This is a genomic window from Bdellovibrionales bacterium (assembly GCA_016714165.1).
Lineage (GTDB): Bacteria > Bdellovibrionota > Bdellovibrionia > Bdellovibrionales > UBA1609 > JADJVA01.
Genome location: JADJNU010000001.1, coordinates 212,666 through 228,297, shown reverse-complemented (window position 1 = coordinate 228,297; position 15,632 = coordinate 212,666). Strand labels below are relative to the sequence as shown.

The following is a 15,632-nucleotide window of genomic DNA, read 5'->3' as shown; positions in this document are numbered from 1 at the left end:
ATCTTCATATTGATTCTATTCTAGATTTCTTTGAAGAGCGGTCAATTCAAAGATTTGGCGAAATCTTTAAAACTCCGATATCATATTGAATGTCGCGGTTCGTTCTAAAGCCAACGACCACACTCCCGTCACTCATTTCTCCGGCTTCAACGGCGCTATCATCGTGCCCACCGAGATTTAAAACGAGAATTCCAGCACCTCCATTAAAGGATGAATGCAAGACACCCGACGCTGTTAATCTTGCCACCACAATATCCCGATAGACTCCGCTGTACCTGACTGAACCCGTCAGAATAATAGAACCGTCACTCAGGACAAGCATGCGTGCGCTGTCACATTCTGTTGGACCTCCAGGCAAAGTAATTCGAGTGTACCCCAATGAGCCTCCAAACGAGGTGTCCACAGATCCATCGGTATTATATCGAGACAAAACAAAATTTGCGCCCTCAATTCCAAAAGTCAGTATCTTACCATCGACTTGAATTGATAGATCGGTCAAGAATTCTCGGCCTCCTCGATCGACCGTGATCTTTCCCGTTGTATTAAATCCCGTATCTAAGACCCCTCCTGTTGTGTATCGAGCTATAACCCCGGCATCCTCATCTTTCGCTCCCACAGTGACAACCATACCATCCGTCTGAACGGCAACTGCATACCCCCCTTCCCAGGTCGTACTTCCAAAATTTGTGGTCGCATATCCTGTTCCATTAAAAGATGTATCAAAGGACCCGTCTGTATTCAACCGCGCCACTCGCACGTCCGACCCACTGTAACCGGTGAGAATTGTCTTTCCATCAGACTGAACGGTCATGCCGAAAGAATTTTGCCCGCCAGCTTGGTTCAAGTTTTTCTGGCCAGTTCCATTTAATGTGATGTCAAAAATTCCGGCAGGAGTCCACCTCGCTACTGACATATCGGAACCATTTTGCCAACCTATCCCTGCGGCTGTCAGCGTTCCGTCGGCATGAAGAAACATGTTCATGAGTTGATCAAAATTATCTCCAGCCCCGTTGGAAACATCGAAAATACCTTTTCCTCCGCTGGCGAAAGTGGCATCTAAAACTCCGTTCAAATCTGTTCGCAACAGGCCGTAGTTAAATCCATTGGAAGAGTCCTCAACCGAAAATCCCAAAACGATCTTATCGGTAATCGGCATCACCTTCAAACTAGATAAGGTTTCCTGAGCCTTTCCAAAATTCATGTAACTTCGTAATCCGCTCACACCAAAACTGCCAAGCACGGTTCCGTCACTATTGTACACGCCAACAAGAGTTTCACCGTCCAAACGATTGACCCACCCATACCCTACCACAAAAATTTCTCCAGTGCTCAATATCACCCCGCTAAGTCCCCTGGCATTTGAGTTAGGTGACCACAGCTCATTGATTCCACTATTTCCAAATCCTATATCAAGGCTCCCGTCTGATAAAAAACGGGCAACAAACAAGGAGTCCGACCCAATGGCCAGTGCCTTCCCCCCACTCACAGGAAAGACCCTATAAAAAACTTCTGAAGCACTACATTCGGAGGCAAACCCGCCTGTTCCATAGGTCGCATCAAGAGCGCCATTTTGATCGTATCGGACAAGGAGACCACACCAGGAAGAAGTCCCTGCCGCCAACAACCTGCCGTCTCCCAAAACTTTTAAATCGTATAGCTGATCGCCCCCTCCTGATGGATCAGATACGGTTATCCCACCCGAACCGAAACCAGAATCAAGACTCCCTGCCGAATTGATTCGAGCGACAAATATCTGATTAGATGAATTTGTTTCACCCGCGACCAGAATCGAATCATTCGGCCCCTCAGCCACTGCAAGAGCCCGAGTCTCAAGACCGGAATTATCAAATGACATAAATCCCGTTCCATTGAATGTGGTGTCAAATTCTCCGTTCGCTTTCAACATCAATACCACGGCATCGTCATTTGCACCGTCATTGATAATTCCAGCAGCTGCGATTTTTCCGCTCGAGAGCACTCTAACTGCCTGGATTCTTGTCCGGGTTGATCCTAATTGCAGAATCTTCAAGCCTCCATCTCCAAAAGTTCCATCCAGAACTCCACTTGAACTGTACCTCGCAACAAACCCAAGGCCTTGACCTTCATCCCAGCCGCCTTGAATTATTTTACCGTCGGTCTGCAGATCAATCTTCTCACACACTGATTCGCTGCCCTGATTCAAGGGTAGCAGAAGACCGCGATAACCAGTTCCGTTTTCACCAAATGAGGTATCCCAGCTGCCGTCGGTGTTAAGTTTTCCTAAGAGGGGCCGAGATCTCGATCCGACATAAAAATTCCCACAGACTACAATCTGATCATTTGAAAGTGCAAGAGAATCCACAAACCCAGAACTGCCATACGAAGTGTCAAAAAACTTCACCCCGTTTGTTCCAAAACCCGTTACCATGGGACCAGCAGCCACGAGGTTCAAACCACCCGAGCAATCCGGGGTTCCCAGGTTATTCGCTTTATCGTAAGCTGTAACGCGGATTGAATTCGCTCCCATCGAAAGATTGTACCATCCACTGGCTTCAGCTTGAGCAACTGTGGATGCGGGCGATCCCGAGCAATTTCCGTTGCTAAACTGCTCGACGCGATAGTCGCGAACACCTGATTCTGCATCTATCCCCTGACCTGACCAAGACAAAAATACTTTTTCGGTCGCAAGAGAGTTCAATTTGTCTGGCTTAAAACTCCAGATGACAGCTCCAGGCCCTGTTGTATCGGCAGGAGTATTCGTCACCCCTGAAACCGTAACGCCACTCGATACGTCAGGGGTGTCATTCCCATTGACCGAACAAATACGGAACGAATACTGTGTCGATGGAGCAAGACCTGTAACCTGATGTGACGTTCCGCTAATTGAGGATTCAGATACGACAGTTCCGGAGTTGCAATTTACAGGAGCAGTTCCTCCCGGTTGGTAGGCGATGCGATAATCGACCGTGGTTCCACCTCCCGAAACCCAAGAGAGAGTCATGCTCGAAGTCGAGTCGATAATGACCGAAGGGGAAGCGGGATTTGGGGGAGGGCTGGTATCATCGTCGATCAATTCAACAAGCAAAAGAATGCTGTTTTGAAACTCAAATGGCGGTCCAAGGATAAACATCGAATAGTATTTAGTTCCCTCACTCACAGAGTCATCAATCGTTGACAGGTTGATTTCAAAACCGGAAGAGTTTGGAGAAATCAAAACAGATCCCTGATGAGTCGTAAACTGGCCACTTCCACCCACAGTCCAATCTACGCTCAGATCTTTTGCTGACCTTCTATTAAATGACACAGAAATGGAATAGGAATCCCCCTCAGCTAGAGACAAGGTTAGCGATGAACCACTATACATAATAAGCTTACTATGGACTCCTCCAACCTCTGCATCAGATTTGCCCATCGTCCCCTTGATGGTGTTATCACATCCCATCAAAAAAATGATAATGGCAAAAAACAATGTGGTTAGGAAAATTTGCTGACTATCAGTGGCTTCTCGCCTCGTCGACAGACAAGGAGCTAAGCTCAATGTCTCAAGTTCAGAAAAAAATGAACTCAATGCAAGGCCTCCAAAAAAACTCTTTCTAATAATCTACGTACCACTCGCTCATCTTTTCGGTAAAAAGACACCTCGGCTAAAGTGGCTCACTTTGAAAATCGTACGAGAACGATACAGTTGAATTTGGCGATAAACTGGAATTTAAAGGGCAAGTTCGCTTCATAGAGGATAAAACAACAACTCTCTCTATCGTGTTTTCTAATTCTCGCACATTTCCCTTCCACTCATTATCAAGTAGATATTGAATGGAAGCTTCTGAGAAAGTCTTCGCAGTTGATCCATTTCCTTGGGCATATTTTCTCAAAAAGAGTTCAGCGAGAGGTATGATGTCTGCTTTGCGATCTCGAAGTGGCGGAATATGAATGGGAATAACATTGAGTCTAAAAAACAAATCTTCACGAAATCCCCTTTTGAACTTCTAGGAACAAGTCCTTATGAGTTGCTGAAATAATTCGACAATTGACCGGATTATATTGATTCTCACCAACACGCCTAATTTTCTTTTCTTGTAAAACTCGCAAAAGCTTTTCCTGCAAAGCCAAGTCTAAATCACCTAGGTAATAGACAAAACCTGATCACTAGACTTGCTTTACAAACTGATCTCGAGAAAATCGAATCTGAGGTCCGTATACGCCGTTCTCAGCGCGACGGCCGGCACTGATAACCATGCACACCTCGGCATCATGATCCAATTTTAGAATTCTTCTTATTCGATTTTCGTCCATCCCCTCCATCGGACAAGTATCAAAACCCGCCGCTCGGAAGGCCAACATCAAATTTTCACAGGCAAGAGCTGTGCTTTTGTGAGCCCAAATTCGCATATCGGCCTTTCCTACAGGTGCGCGCGGAATCGGTCGAAAAAATCCAACTAACCAAAGCAGGGGCCTTTTTATAAACCCAAAAATTCCACCTGGTCCCTGACCATAAACGAGTGGCACAATTTTTTGATAATAGGCCAGCACAGATTTTGGCGGATCCGAATGAGACTCATAAAATTCAAGGTTTTGGCGGGCGTTTCGCTTCCAAGTCTTAATACGCGCCACACAGACGATCAACTCGGCCGCCGTACGCGCCGCGCTCTGTCCCAAACAAGCTTGAACCAGCAAGACCTTCTTCTCCTTAGAAATAACTCGATGGAATTCCCAAGGTTGCAAATTTGACGAATTGGGTGCGAGCAAAGCCATATCAATGCAATTCTGTACGATCACTTCGGGAATGGCTTCTCCCGTATACACGCGAACGCTTCGGCGACTACGGATTACTTTTTCAAACTCTGTCCAGTTTGTCTCAGCGGCAGTTTCGCGATATCTTGTCCCTGGGATTTTGGTTAGAATATTTCCACCATCTTTAAAAGAACAATTCATGACTTCCTCATTTCACCACCTACTGAAAACAATCTTGACCTCCCCTTTTTCCAAGGAGGTGACAAAACTTGGAGTACAAGAGGTGTGACTTCACCCACCCATCGATAGACAAACGCTCCGCTTCGATCAGCCGATTTTGATCAACCAAAATGTCATTCATGCTACTGCGGCCAGCCTGCAGTCGCCTCTTGTTGTCCTGATGAAGATTCTTCGCTAACTGAAGGCTTTCCTCACGTTCCTTAGCCGACTTGATGGCCTCGATCAAATTGGTTTGCGTTTGCTCCCACTCAACTTGAATATTTCGTTTCACTTTCTCTTCTGTCACCATTGCAAGTGATTTCTCTTGAAGTTGCAGTTCATACCCAGCATGTTTGCCGAGATCAAAAAGAGGGATCGTCACAGTGAGCGTCGTTTCAGAGTGAAGGTCTCTGCTCCTGTCATAATCAGGATAACCATATCCCATCGTCAAATCAATTGAGGGTAAAAAATAGCGAAATTTTGATCTGAGTAATTCTTCTTCCTTTTCAACCAACACCTGCGTGGCTCGCCAGACTGGAGAGAGCGATAGATTCAACTTCTTAGCCGAAAATCCATCCAGAGCGATGGAAGTCAATATCTCCTTCCATGGCCAAACCAGTTCCACTTCATCTGCCCCTAGTTCGCCAACTAATTTGGATTTAATCTCTTCCAAGCCAGACTTGGCATCGCTCAGTCTTGCCAGAGCATTGCTCTTTTCAACTTTTGATCTTTGAGACTCCTGCAAAGGAATCAAACCTCGACGGTAACGTGCCTCTTCAATGGTATCAAGTTCTTCGCTCAGCTTGAGTATGTTCTCGGCCAATTTCATCTGAAAGGCAGATTGAAAATATTCGATTAACAAATTCACATTTTTTTGTTCAGCATCCAATTCTGATTGCTTCAACAATTCCTTTTCACGAGAAACAGCAAGTCGTGAGCTTCTAAATGAAGCCAAATCAGCTCCAGATCTAAATAGATTAACTCGACCAACCAGCATCCCTGCTTGAGTTCTAGAAAAACCCGGACGAGTCACTTGTAAATCCGAAAGCTGAGCCTCGAGGGATGGAACAAAATTAGCTCTTGAAGCCAAATGATCCGATTCGATTTTCTTGATCTGAATTCGCTGAGCCTCAAGCTCTGTACTTCTCTCCTCCATTCGTCTGAGTGCTTCGGCAAACTTAAGCTTCCTATTAGGATTTTGCGAAGAAGTCTGGGAATCCTCATGGGACTGATCTTCTTCAGCTGACACTCTGGAATTAAATGGAAGGAGGATCACGATGACACAGATAAAAACAGAGAAAAACAGGAAAGAGATTTTTCGGTCTCGATGACTCATTGGATCGCCTCGGGAGATTCAAGGCTTGCGAGCGAAATCCCCTTCACAGACAACCTCTTCTTGCGAAATTTCCAATAGGCGACCTGCAGAGATGGAACAAAGTAGAGCGTAAACAACATAGAAATCCAAAGGCCACCGCTCACGGCAATCCCAAGCGGCTGCAAAACTCGTCCTCCATCTCCCAAACCAAAGGCAATCGGCAACATTCCAATGGTGGTCGTCAGAGATGTCATGAGGATGGGGCGTAACCGCGCCCTCGCTGCTTCAAGCGCTGATTCTGTGATACCTTTTCCAGCCTTCATGAGCTTGTTAAAAAAATCGACGAGAATAATGCTATTTGCCACGGAAATTCCATTGAGTAGAATGACTCCTAAAACCGAGTTAAGAGAGAGTGTACTCTGAAACACAAACAAGGAAGAAATGACGCCGATAAATCCTAATGGAATAGCAACCAGCACCAATAATGAGCTCACAACATCACCCAACTGAATCACCATCGTCACAAAAATCAGTAATATCGAAAGTGCCACCGCCCAACCTAATTGTTTAAGGGCATCGTTGAGTTCAAATTGTGCATCCTCAAATTGAACTGTCACAGGTCCCATCGCTTCCTTGTTCTGTTTGATCCATTCCTTTAGAACGGACGTGGCAGAACGAACAGCTTCTTCTGGCTTATCTTCATTTCCCTTATCCTGTTTTGCCGAGAGCAATACGACATCCTGTTGATTTCTGCGAAACCGAGGCGATTCGCCTTCCTGACTGTAAATCTGAGCAAGGGCACCAAGCGGAATAATCTTATTTTTGATTCCAAGAGGAAAGGCCTTTAGATCCTCCGGTTCCTGAATTGTACCCTGCGGATAGGTCAAAATCATATCGTACATTCGATCATTCAGAGCCCACTGCCCCAGAGAGCGACCTTGTGTTGCAATCCTCGAAATATCAGTCAGGTCAGACGGCATGATGGACACACCTGCTGCAATGAGGGGTGTCCATTGATCCAAATGAGGATTGATCACCAAATCCTCTCCAGCGGAGTAAGTTGGCTTTTGCCAACTACGACTAAATAGATTTTTCTTTGATTCCAAAACCTCATGAAGCTGATGTGCGATCTCCAGCCGACGACGTGGCGTTCCGCCTGAACTGAAGCTTGAAAATGTGGTGGATCCGGAATTGGCAACTCAGAGGGATTCCAGGGTTCAACATAATACTGAACAAAAGGAGTGTTTTGGAAAAATTCGAGATATTTTTTCCAAGTCTCCTGCATCTTAGATTTATTCTTCAATCGTGCCATGATATTTGAGTTATTGGCGCTTCTCACCTGAGTGAAGGTATAGGAAATTTCATCTCCAAACTTCTTGAGTAATTTGGATTCTTCCTCAGCGGTCTGATCTTCCATTTGACGAAGGAGAGTATTTCCTTGAGTACTTAGGCCAACGACCATCCAGTCAGTATCAGGAACCCCGATCACCTCCCTAGGCAATCGAGGCAATGCAAATAAAACCAACAGGAGCAAAGCAGTCGCCAAGGAAGAATAGGTGGCCAATTGCAACCGAGGCCGATTGAGAAATTCACCCAGACTCCAACTGTAAATTTGCTCCAACTTTTTCAGCCAAGCCTCGATGGGTGACCTATGGGTCCCTCTCTCATCAAGAGACATCAGCTGCATGCGAATCGTCGGAACCAAAATGAGAGCGACAATGGCAGAAAACCCATGGGAGAAGACAACCGTTTTGGCCAGATCACCTAAAATTGAATAGCTCAAAGCGGACGTGAAAGCCAGGGGTAAAAAAACAACTATAGAAGCAATTGTTGAAGCAATGACTGGCAATCGCACCTCGGAAACTGCGCGACACAGTATATTCAATCGTTCTTGATAATTCAGAGATCCCTTGTGTGATTCAAAATGTCGAAAAATATTCTCCATAACAACAACTGAGGCGTCAACATTCATGCCGGCCGAAAGCGCCAGTCCTCCGAGTGAGATCAGATTGATGTTGATCCCCCAGTACCACATAAGAATAAAGGCCAGAATTATGCTCAGTGGAATCTCAATCGCAGCGGTCGCCACATTTCTTAAGCTCCCAATGAAGAGAAATAAAATAACCACAGCGAGAAAAGCAGCCAAAACAACTTCATGAAAAACATTGCGAATGGAATTACTAATAAATTCTGAAGGGTCCACCAAAACCTTCATCTGAACATCTTCTGGCCAACCTGTCTTCTTCTCATTGACCAAGGCAATGATGTCCTCAGACATCGCCTTGATGTTTCCACCGGGAGAAGGAGAAGCAAATAAAATCAAACTGGGAGAGCCACTTGTTTTAAAGCTCTTTGATCCGCCAATGGATGGCCTCAACTCGACATGGGCAACATCCTGCAAATGAATGGCGCGACCCGTTCGCGACAAAATGGGAATTCGTTTTAGATCCTCAATGCTTTTTGCCTGGCGTGGCATTTGAATTCGTTGACTTGTCGTATTGATCAAAAGGGATCCACCACTTTGTGCCGTTGTGGCCTGCTCCACCGCCAACCCCACTTCACGCGGCAATACCTGAAGTGCCGCCATGGCCTCAGGAATAAGCTCAATTTGAACTTCCTTTCGAGAGGGATTCCAGAGTCCAGCTTGATCCGTGTCACGCACATTTGCCAACATTGGTGTGAGAATCGGTTCAAGGAACTCGTAAAGTTCATCAATGCTCCGCTTTTCGCTGTAAAAGCTCATCGCAAGAAAGCCCTGATTTTCAGACCAAGTCCATACGTTTAGGCGATCTCGCATTTCCTTGGGGAACTGTCCGCTCATTCCGTAGACAGCTGCTTCAACTTCCTTTACCGCTCGCCTTTGCTCCGTTCCCCAATCAAAAACAACCTTAAATTGTGCCTGGTCGGCTTGATAATTGGTTTCAATGGAAGCAATCTTCATCTGACTGTCTGATAAAGATTGGAGCCGATTCTCAATGAAGGTCCCATAGGCTTTGGAAAATTCATCAGGAGTCAAGTTCGTGTAGGGAACCTGAACGCCGACGGTTGGTTTGGAGCTTTCAGGAAACATAGAAATGGGAAGCTTATTTCCAGAGAAAATACCAAACAAGGCCAGTAGCCCCAATGACAAGTACACTCTTAACGGGGAGCTATAGAGAGATTTCAATGGCCCTCTCCGGAAGGCTTTGATTCTTCGACTAACACCTCATCTCCATCCGCAACAAAGCCGCTCGAACGCGCCACAATTTTAGCCCCCTCTTCAAGGCCCGCCGTCACCTCCACCTCTCCGCGCTGGCGATCTCCAATCGAAACTGGCACTTTCCGAGCTCTGCCGTCGACGACAAGTCTCAAATACTTGCGGTCCTCAACCTTAATGATGGCATCTTCAGGAACAACAAATCCAGAACGAACATTTGCCTTAAACGTGACCTTTCCGATCATCCCAGGACGCAACAGAAGAGATCGCTCGCCCTTTTGAGGAATGAGCTCCGACGAAGCGGTACCCGTAGCTGGATCGACATTTGGACTCAAGCCGGCGAGATGGAGAGGTACCCTGTCAGGAATTGACGGACTTTCAAAGCTCCCCTCCAAGCCAACTCGCAATGAGGAAATATCCTGAGCTGGCACCTCAACAAGAATTTTAAGATTTTTTGGGTCCGTCACAGACGCCAACTTTTGTCCCTTTGTAACCAAGGCTCCCACTGTGACGCTTATGTCACTGACAATACCGGCAACTGGGGTCTTCGTGGAGACCGGAGCAAATTGAAAAATGGGATCTGTCTGCTGCAAGGTAATTAGTGGGCTACCTGCCGCAATTTTTTGCCCAAGCGCAAAATGAATTTTTCTTACAACGCCATCTGCCTCTGCAAGGACTGTCGCATGAACTCTCGCTTCAATCAAAGCCGGATAGCTCAAGATTCGACTGATCTCTGTGCGCTTAGCAGTCAGAACAAAGACGGTCGGCTTTTTTTCAGTCTGGACTGAGGCCAATAGAAAATTTGAACCAAGTATCAGAACACATAAAAAAACAAATTTGCATTTTCTGAGTTCCATCGTCCTCCTTGCCAATCCCGAACCAGGATACTTCCACTGGAAGTCTAAAATAGCGAGCTCAACTACATCACGGCAAGCGACGAAATGAAAAGGACTTTTTAGCGAGTAAACTCCTATTTCTTCGCAGCCTTCTGAAAGAGCGAGGCAAAGGTTCCAAGCCCTTGGGTGCTTGGCGCAGGCAGGTGATCTCTCCAGGATTGATCCTCTCCTTCGCCAGGGAGACGAAGACTGATCTTATGAGCCTCCAAATCAATCTTCTCAATTTCCACCCATAATGAGTCACCGGGTCTCTTCGCCTCAATTGATTTTCCGTCGATCGCATCGCGCCATTTGGATTGATGAAGAAGCCCATTGACACCACTGGCCAACTTTACAAAAAAGCCAAATGGTTCTTTTCGTTCTATGTGCCCTTCAATCTTGGTACCGAGAGGATTCTGCTGAGTGAATCGCATCCATGGATCTTGTTCTCCTCCGCCTTGCTTGAGAGACAGAGAAATATGCAGCCGCTGATCACTCTCCTGTATCTTGAGAACCTTGACTTTGACTGGAGCACCAACCTCAAGAACTTCGCCAGGATGCTTAATGCGAGCCCAGGACAACTCAGAAACATGAATCAATCCCTCAACCAGAGGCATGACCTCAACAAAGGCACCAAAACTCTCTATCCGCGTCACATGCCCTTCAACAAGATCCCCTTCCTTTAATTTTGAAAGCACCTCTCCTTCGCGATCAGATCGCAAGAGCTCGAGAAGTTTACGTCGAGACACAACGATATTTGTATGCCTCTCGTCTATTTGGGTAATTAAAAATTCAAATCTCTTATTTACGTAGTCTTCTGGGGTTTTTATTGGCCCCAAATCCATTTGACTCATGGGGCAAAAAGCTTTGTAAGATTGAATTTGAACGCGAAATCCGCCTTTGACGAATTCCAAAACACGACCCTCAACTGGAAGTTCCATGTCGTGAGCATCTTCTAGATTGTCGATCTCTTCGGTGCCACTTCGAGAATCCGCCGGCTTGGCTTTGACCACGTCTTCGCGCACTTGAGTTACGATGATTTCAAGAATCTCCCCCTTTTTTACTTTGACTTGACCTTGTTCATCAAGAAGCTCTTTGCGCGCAACGACCGCATCCACAGGACCTTCAGTTGAGACATAGACTTCTTCCTTGCCAACTGAAAGAACTTCGCCTTTCAGCCGATCGCCTACCGAAATTTTTCGAACTGGTTTGGATGTCTCTGCCAAAAAACGCTCATAATCCTGAGCCTTGCTTTCAACAATTTCATCCCCAAAGATATCCTTTTTTGCCATCTTGCCCTCGCCATTGCTGTGAAATATTCCTGCCGCTTTTTTGTCTTTCTTCTACTGCTCTTCCCGCTGTAACTCTAGCCGTTAACCATCAGGCCCAATTAAATACCTCAATCAAAAACACCCCACTCAAAGGCCTAAAATCGACCACCGAGACCGATAGCTTAAACCGACCACTTAAATCGATAGCTGCAGATAGGCCCAAGCAGCATCGGAAGCTCCGAGCCCAGGAGTAGTGCTTATATTCTGCTCAGAAGGGTGCCCTGCCTCAGCCTTTTCAAAGCGCACCAGAGTGAAGAGGTTGGGTCCAAAATAGTATTTAAATCCAAGTCCGTGCCGAACATAAGAGTCCGCTACAAAGCTCAAGTTCGGAGTATATTGATCGTATTTATAGCAAAAACTCAAGACCTCACTGAATTCCCAATTCAGTAGGGCGTAAAGACCACGGGACTCAGAGTTCTTTACAGTATCGAGGTAGGCTGAATCCGTAAACATCCTGGCCAGATCGTTGTTTGAATTCAATCCCTGGGCACTCACATATTCGACCAGCAAAGATCCCTTAAACACATCCCAAGTGAGGCGATCCATGCTCACCATCATGTAGGCCGCACTCGCCGAAGCACTGTCTTGGTCTTTTACCTTCTCGTAATGAAGCCCGCTCAGCCCGAAGCCCACCGGAGATTCCGAAGTCATCAACCTCAGATTCAAAGTGCTACCCCAGACCGCTGCATTGCCGTCCCCAAAACCTGTCCCATTTGTCTTCTGACCATTGACCAATGAAAAATCATAGTGAAGAAAACTGGATGGATTTCCTGAAAACAAGGCTCCAATATCGAGATTGTTCCAGGTGCTCTGAGTTTGAAGTTTTGTGTAAGTCCGATGTTCATCTGTAACGATACCAAAGGGCGATACAAATCGTCCCAAAAGAACATACTGAGGGCTGAAGCCGGTGGCAGAATCATCCTTCAACTCCCAACGCAGATAGGCCTCTCTCGGCCCACCGGCTCCCCTGGAAATCCTCCTACATTGTGAGTAAGAACGGCTCTCAGAGGTGCCTTTCCCTCTTCTTCAGCGGTCACTGGCAGGTTCGCACTTAAATTTCCCGCCATGATTCCAGCACCTCCCTTTAAGGTGTTGGGCCCCTCTGGATTATTTAAATATATTCCCCGGACATCCAAAGACCAAACGTCCTGTGTCGCAAAAGGCCCCGGGTTGAAGCCTCGCAGACCAAATGACTTACCCATCAGATTTCTAGTCCCTCCTCCGACTGGAGAGAGATGACAGGTCGTGCATCGAGTAAAGCCATGGCGAATTGCATATTCGGGCCGCGCTTGGCCCAGCATGGGACAAAACACAAGTACAACAAGAAACAGGTAAGAAATAGGTTGCTTTTTCCCCATAATAAAATGCAGATTTTGTTTCACCACGCCGTCCTTTCACTTCAATCACAATACCAATCAGTACCCGAAGAAATATAATTACTGCTATGCGATTAACAAACATGCCTAGGCAAACAAATAAAAAGATAAAAAATATAAATTATACAAACATTCGCGACTATTTTTGTATAAATTGAGACTTGGCTCGAAAGTTGCTTTTGTCATCGAAGGAATTCGGTTAATGAGGGTCTATCAACGATGGATTTTGGATTGGAGTCTTTATGTGTCGCAGAAATATCAGGTTTTTGATGAACCCGGCTTTTTCTTTTGTCTTCCTTTTGGCGATTCTTCTTTTCAGTATCCAATGCAGCCGAAAGGGCCCTCATCAGGAGCTCAGCCCAGCAGCTAAAAAAGGAACTACAAAAAGCGGAACTAACACTGGTACTGAGGACGCTGGGCAAAAAATAGCGTATTCAGACGTCCAACCCATTTTTCTGAAGCGCTGCGGACGATGCCACAATCAAAATGGGTTGGCCAATTGGGGTGATGAGAAAGTTGCTATAACCAATGCAAAAAAATTAATTCAGCGAGTGGCAGTCGCGACAAACATGCCACCCGCAGGCTCTCCCGAGGCTTCTGCGATAACGACTGCGGAAAAAGAAATGATCCACAAATGGGCCTCGGGTATTGCTGATGCGGCAAGTGAGAATGCCACACCTAGCCCGAGTGACAGTGGTCCAACAGGTCCTACGACAACGGCAGACCAATCAGGTGCCGACGCAACTGGGAATGAAGGCCATGGTGGCCCTCCAGGACCGGGGACCGAAGTGACTGTGGCTTCTCCAGCTCCTCCTCCGGCGGCCCCTCCGACTTCTCCAGCTCCCTCTGGAACAAATCTTGCCTTGGAAAAGTGTGCCGCCTGCCACGGCGAAAAAGGCCTTTCCTCTGCGAGCGGGTTTCCTCATTTGGCCGGTCAAAGTGCGACTTACTTAAACGAACAACTCAATCATTTTCGAGAGGACAAAAGAAAAGACTCCACGTCAGGGGCGATGAATATGATCGCAGGCTCTTTGAGCAAGGAAGAGCAGGAAATTCTTGTTTCCTATTTCAGCGACCTTCCGCATCCTGTCACCGCTCCGCTTTCTGCTGAAAAAATAGAGAATTTGGATTTAGGTGTTCTTTTTAAAAAGGGCCAGGAGCTTGCGAAAAGCATGTCATGCAATGGTTGCCACGCTTCTGGGCCAAATCTTCTTCCGGGTCCGTCTGCGTGGCCAAGCCTAGCTGGGCAAGACCGCGTTTATATTGAGAACCAATTGGCGGCATTTCTCTCAGGCAAGCGCACAAATGCAACGACAATGCCCAAACTACTCAAGCAGCGAAATCCGCCCATTACGGACGAGGAGATGCAAGCACTTGGGGTTTATTTTCAAAATCTTCGTCCTGAAAAGACAGAAAGCAAACAGTGAAAGACCATTTTTTAAAAGATGGGCCGTCTCGGTCATAGAGGGAGGCCGTCTCGGCCCTATTCTCGGCCCTATTTAACGATAGCAGCCGCCTCTTTCTCTGTGGTAAAAAATTGTGCTCTCCCAAATGAGGCCGCCCTGAACATCGGCAACTCCAGTCTCAGAGTTAAAATGCGCTGAGTTGGCATCAATCGCCTGCAAGGTGAGAGCACCATTGCGGTACTCTCCGAGTCTTCCCGGGTCATTTCTCACGACACAGCCAGTCTCTGTTCCTATCAAGCCCCCATTCAAAATCGCGTCAGCTGAAAACCCAATTCTTAGATCCGTCAGCATTTCCCCTTTCGAACCGTTTAAACTGTAAACAGTCAGGGCATTTCTGTTTCCACTTATAAAATCTCTGACTCTCGTCTGATAATCTCCCACCGACTGCGCCACCCCATTAATGCTCAAAACACCTTTAGGAGAAAGTTGCGCGTTGGCAATAACCAAAATAAATTCGGTGCTCGCACCCACTCTTTCATTGATATTTTCAAATCTGGAGTCCTTCAGTCGAAAAAAATCTGCATAAGTTAACCCAAATTTGTCATCATACTCATGCACATGGTGATCTGTTTTTCCCATCCCTGCAGAATAAACCTGATGTGAGGTGTCGAGGTCAAAGTGGCCTCCCTTTAGTCCCTCCTCCGTGTCGTAAAAAGGATCATCGATGCCCTCCGTTTCCTCCCCATCATTTCCTTTCAATGAGTCACTAGAGGCTGAATTTCTTCCGAAGTTTACACCAGAACAATTCTGAAAAAATCCAATCAAGACGAGTCCAGACAAAATAAAATTCAAGGTCCCTTTTAAAGACTTCACAGACTTCACGTCAGTCCCTTCCCCAATAAATCGAACATCCGTTCAATAAAAACCCCTTTGGCCCTAGCGCTTCATTGCTGCAATTCTTGGGCAACGGTGCCTCTCGATGATTGCCCGACGGGAAGCCACTGGACGCCCAAGAAGGACAGGAGCCTCTCCCTTGCTGTCTAATCAATTTTCTCTAGCCATAATTTATACATAGCCCCACGTAGAGAGGATCTCTACTTGTCTTAAAATGAGCCAGTTATTGTCACCGGTCTTCACAATTTTTCAGACTAGTTCTCTTCAAATCGATCAGATTAGCAATCCGGTTCGGCACAAGAAATGGAGG

Annotated in this window: 13 protein-coding genes; 1 reads left to right on the top strand and 12 read right to left on the bottom strand. The window is 46.4% G+C overall.

From position 1 onward, the window contains the following. Positions 1–46: 46 nt before the first annotated feature. The 11 genes from IPJ71_00990 to IPJ71_00940 form a co-directional block, all read right to left on the bottom strand. Entirely contained in the window at positions 47–3,547 is a 3,501-nt protein-coding gene (locus IPJ71_00990) for a fibronectin type III domain-containing protein (GenBank protein MBK7842260.1), read from the bottom strand. Positions 3,548–3,623: 76 nt separating this feature from the next. Beyond that, a complete protein-coding gene (locus tag IPJ71_00985) occupies positions 3,624–3,938 on the bottom strand; it encodes a hypothetical protein (protein ID MBK7842259.1) in 315 nt (104 codons plus the stop codon). A gap of 4 nt (positions 3,939–3,942) precedes the next feature. Continuing rightward, positions 3,943–4,089 (bottom strand): sigma 54-interacting transcriptional regulator, encoded by a 147-nt coding sequence (locus IPJ71_00980; protein MBK7842258.1) that lies wholly within the window; start codon positions 4,087–4,089, stop codon positions 3,943–3,945. Between the two features lie 36 nt (positions 4,090–4,125). After that, positions 4,126–4,911: a nitroreductase family protein gene (locus tag IPJ71_00975; GenBank protein ID MBK7842257.1), complete on the bottom strand. Its 786-nt coding sequence runs from the start codon at positions 4,909–4,911 to the stop codon at positions 4,126–4,128. Positions 4,912–4,930: 19 nt separating this feature from the next. Next, positions 4,931–6,265 (bottom strand): TolC family protein, encoded by a 1,335-nt coding sequence (locus IPJ71_00970; GenBank protein MBK7842256.1) that lies wholly within the window; start codon positions 6,263–6,265, stop codon positions 4,931–4,933. Beyond that, a complete protein-coding gene (locus IPJ71_00965; GenBank protein ID MBK7842255.1) occupies positions 6,262–7,281 on the bottom strand; it encodes an efflux RND transporter permease subunit in 1,020 nt (339 codons plus the stop codon). Before IPJ71_00965 ends, IPJ71_00970 begins: the two co-directional genes overlap by 4 nt. Further along, positions 7,278–9,380, bottom strand: a complete 2,103-nt coding sequence (locus IPJ71_00960) for an efflux RND transporter permease subunit (GenBank protein MBK7842254.1) — start codon at positions 9,378–9,380, stop codon at positions 7,278–7,280. Before IPJ71_00960 ends, IPJ71_00965 begins: the two co-directional genes overlap by 4 nt. A 26-nt stretch (positions 9,381–9,406) precedes the next feature. After that, the gene (locus tag IPJ71_00955) at positions 9,407–10,297 is read right to left on the bottom strand and encodes an efflux RND transporter periplasmic adaptor subunit (protein MBK7842253.1); all 891 of its coding nucleotides are present in this window, start codon (positions 10,295–10,297) and stop codon (positions 9,407–9,409) included. Between the two features lie 113 nt (positions 10,298–10,410). Further along, on the bottom strand, positions 10,411–11,607 hold the full coding sequence (locus tag IPJ71_00950) for a S1 RNA-binding domain-containing protein (protein MBK7842252.1): 1,197 nt from the start codon (positions 11,605–11,607) through the stop codon (positions 10,411–10,413). Between the two features lie 174 nt (positions 11,608–11,781). After that, complete coding sequence (locus IPJ71_00945; protein MBK7842251.1) at positions 11,782–12,573, bottom strand: hypothetical protein; 792 nt, start codon at positions 12,571–12,573, stop codon at positions 11,782–11,784. After that, on the bottom strand, positions 12,570–13,028 hold the full coding sequence (locus IPJ71_00940; GenBank protein MBK7842250.1) for a hypothetical protein: 459 nt from the start codon (positions 13,026–13,028) through the stop codon (positions 12,570–12,572). Before IPJ71_00940 ends, IPJ71_00945 begins: the two co-directional genes overlap by 4 nt. 263 nt (positions 13,029–13,291) lie before the next feature. On the opposite strand from IPJ71_00940, the gene IPJ71_00935 reads away from it, so the two are divergent. After that, a complete protein-coding gene (locus tag IPJ71_00935; GenBank protein MBK7842249.1) occupies positions 13,292–14,449 on the top strand; it encodes a c-type cytochrome in 1,158 nt (385 codons plus the stop codon). A 72-nt stretch (positions 14,450–14,521) separates the two neighbouring features. On the opposite strand, the gene IPJ71_00930 is transcribed toward IPJ71_00935, so the two are convergent. Then, positions 14,522–15,310, bottom strand: coding sequence for a hypothetical protein (locus IPJ71_00930; GenBank protein MBK7842248.1), 789 nt, complete (start codon positions 15,308–15,310; stop codon positions 14,522–14,524). Positions 15,311–15,632: the final 322 nt, after the last annotated feature.